Source organism: Enterovibrio norvegicus (genome assembly GCF_002876705.1).
Lineage (GTDB): Bacteria > Pseudomonadota > Gammaproteobacteria > Enterobacterales > Vibrionaceae > Enterovibrio > Enterovibrio norvegicus_B.
The window spans coordinates 1-279 of record NZ_MDAG01000083.1 but is presented as its reverse complement, the minus strand read 5'-3'; the positions used below and the strand labels follow the sequence as shown (position 1 = coordinate 279).

At 51.3% G+C, this 279-nt stretch carries 2 tRNA genes; both read left to right on the top strand.

Going from position 1 to position 279, the window contains the following annotated elements:
• The first annotated feature begins 117 nt into the window (after positions 1-117).
• A tRNA-Glu gene (locus BCT27_RS24710) sits at positions 118-193 on the top strand.
• 1 nt (position 194) lies between these two features.
• Positions 195-270 (top strand) — tRNA-Lys (locus BCT27_RS24705).
• The last annotated feature ends 9 nt before the right edge of the window (positions 271-279 follow it).

The following is a 279-nucleotide window of genomic DNA, read 5'->3' as shown; positions in this document are numbered from 1 at the left end:
GGGAACCTGGGGCTGGATCACCTCCTTAACGATACTATTGATGCAAGTGTCCACACAGATTGTATAGGTTGAAAAAGTAAAGAGTGGTTGAGGTTCCCAAACCTCAACAAACAGTGTGTCCCATTCGTCTAGAGGCCTAGGACACCGCCCTTTCACGGCGGTAACAGGGGTTCGACTCCCCTATGGGACGCCACGGGTCGTTAGCTCAGCTGGTAGAGCAGTTGACTTTTAATCAATTGGTCGCAGGTTCGAATCCTGCACGACCCACCATTCTCTCCA